Here is a 2,320-nt window from a genome sequence, read left to right on the forward strand (position 1 = left end):
CCCTGGGGACGCCACATGTCAACAGCCCATCATCTCACCGGTGATGGGCTGTTTTCGTTTCATTTCATCCGCTTTGTCCCAACATCTGCAGCGAGGAACCCATGTCCGATTCGACCGCCGTGGTGGAAATCTTCAGCGACGGCGCCTGTTCCGGCAACCCCGGTCCCGGCGGCTGGGGCACCCTGCTGCGCTGGGACGGCCACACCAGGGAACTCTCCGGCTTCGAGGCCCAGACCACCAACAATCGCATGGAGATGATGGCCGCCATCGCCGGGCTGGAGGCTCTCAAGCGCCCCTGCCGGGTGCGGGTCACCACCGACTCCCAGTACCTCTACAAGGGCATCACCGAGTGGATTCACGGCTGGCGCAAAAAGGGCTGGAAGAACTCCAAAAAGGAGGAGGTCGCCAACCGCGACCTGTGGGAGCGGCTGCTGGAGCTGACCTCGAAACACCAGGTGGAGTGGCACTGGGTACGCGGCCACAACGGCCACCCGGAGAACGAGCGCTGCGACGAGCTGGCTCGGGCGGCCATCACGGCGGGAAAATAGCCGCCCTGACCAAGCCAATCAAGGCCTCGATGCCCTCCGCGCATCTACTTCGCATCTCTCCAGTAGTTATTGGCGGCAGCAACTGTCTGGAAGTTGATGGCGATCACTTGTGAGCAGGCAATCAGGGCATTTGGATCTCTTGAATAAACCTCCCTCAGCATAAAAAGAACGTTTTTATCCTTTTGCGTGGTGGTTACCCCTTTTCTGGACAATTTCACAGCCAGTTGGAAACCTTCCTCTGGGGTGGCGGTGATCAGCGTCAGGGGGGCTTCCTCTTTTTTGACCGGTTCTTTGGTGCTGTTGGATTGGGCTCCGACCGCCGTCGCCAAAATAAAAAGGCTAAAAACAACGTAGACAATCGTCCATTTAAGATTTCTTACCTTTCCCATCATGACCTGCTCCTTTCTCCTGATTTAGTCCCTGTCCATAAAGCCTGCCCCCAATATCCCGGCACGGAATCACCAGGATTTTTTTGACCTTATGATTGATTGGCATCTCCTGGAATGCCAAGCGGCGTCTTCAATCGGCTACCGGACTGACTCTCATCAGGCTAACAGCACGCAGCAGGAAAGCAAGCCTCGCGTAGATGAGGCTTGTGTATTTCCCGTTGCGGATTAGGATTGAAGTAATCGACAAGCCTCGCCTAATCAGCCCCAAAAGGAGACTGAAAATGCCACAACCAGCAAGGGATTCCGATAAGAACGTGCTCCTTAAGAGCATAGGGAAAATTGTCGCTGACGACTATCGCGCAGCCAGGATTTTCCAGAAATACCAAATCGATTTCTGCTGCGGCGGCCACCTGCTCCTGCAGGATGCCTGTCGCAATCAAGGGATTGAGCCGAACGCGATTGTCGAAGAAATTGCGGCGCTACAGAGTGAGCCGGCCGATCAAAGCAAAAATTATACAGCCTGGAAATGGCCCTTCCTGGTCGATTACATCGTCAACGTTCACCATTCCTATATCAACGAACACGGCCCGAATCTCTCTCTGCATACCCAAAAAACGGCCGAAGTCCATGGTGAATGCGTATTCCGGCGAAAGCGGCCAGTGGAACTGACAGGAAAGCGGCCACCGTTCCGCTGTGAATCCGTCCAGCGTTCCGGTGAATTCGGCCAGTGCCGAGAGTGTGTCTCGGGGTGGGGTTTTTACTCTGTCACGGCTTCGGTTTTCCGGTCAAGCGAGGAACGCTTTCTGCGCATCGATTCGCCCTTGAGTTCGAGTTTGTAAGCATTGTGCACCAGGCGGTCGAGGATGGCGTCGGCCAGGGTCGGGTCCTGCATGGCATTGTACCAGGCCTTGATCGGCAGTTGGCTGGTGACGATGGTGGCTTTGCGGTCGTAGCGTTCCTCGACAATCTCCAGCAGTTCGCGTTGGTCCTCCGTGGTGAGCGGCGAGATGAGCAGATCGTCGAGAACCAGCACCTCGCATTTGCCGATGGGGGCCATGAGCTTGTGATAGCGGCCGTCGAGCCGGGCCACGGCAATGTCGTGCAGCAACCGCGGCAGTCGCTGGTACAGGACGGTGTGACCGTCCCGGCAGGCTTTCTGGGCCAGGGCGCAGGCCAGGTAGCTCTTACCGGCGCCGGTCGGTCCGGTGACGAGGATGTTGTGATGGTGGCTCACCCATTGGTTCTGGGCCAGCGACAGGATCAAAGCCCGGTCCAGCCCCCGGCCCTGACGCAGGTCGAGGTCTTCGATGGAGGCCGAAAGCCGGAGTTTGGCCGTCCGGAGCCGGTTCTGCATGCGCCGGTTTTCCAGTTCGGTCATCTGGA

4 protein-coding genes are annotated in these 2,320 nt (G+C 57.5%); 2 read left to right on the forward strand and 2 right to left on the reverse strand.

All coding sequences use genetic code 11. The annotated features are described in order from the left end of the window. Positions 1–101: 101 nt before the first annotated feature. Entirely contained in the window at positions 102–548 is a 447-nt protein-coding gene (gene rnhA, locus JQN68_RS10535; RefSeq protein WP_225073330.1) for a ribonuclease HI, read from the forward strand. 44 nt (positions 549–592) lie between these two features. Here rnhA and JQN68_RS14790 read toward each other — a convergent pair whose 3' ends face one another. After that, positions 593–811: a hexameric tyrosine-coordinated heme protein gene (locus tag JQN68_RS14790; RefSeq protein ID WP_349632314.1), complete on the reverse strand. Its 219-nt coding sequence runs from the start codon at positions 809–811 to the stop codon at positions 593–595. Positions 812–1,218: 407 nt separating this feature from the next. Here JQN68_RS14790 and JQN68_RS10545 point away from each other — a divergent pair, with 407 nt between their 5' ends. After that, positions 1,219–1,776: a DUF542 domain-containing protein gene (locus tag JQN68_RS10545; protein ID WP_249621180.1), complete on the forward strand. Its 558-nt coding sequence runs from the start codon at positions 1,219–1,221 to the stop codon at positions 1,774–1,776. Here JQN68_RS10545 and istB read toward each other — a convergent pair. Next, positions 1,695–2,320 (reverse strand): IS21-like element helper ATPase IstB (gene istB / locus JQN68_RS10550; RefSeq protein WP_249621181.1); only part of this gene is annotated, 626 nt, incomplete at its 5' end. The genes JQN68_RS10545 and istB overlap by 82 nt on opposite strands.

It is taken from the genome of Desulfuromonas sp. CSMB_57 (genome assembly GCF_020194955.2).
Classification (GTDB): domain Bacteria; phylum Desulfobacterota; class Desulfuromonadia; order Desulfuromonadales; family Syntrophotaleaceae; genus JAFCIY02.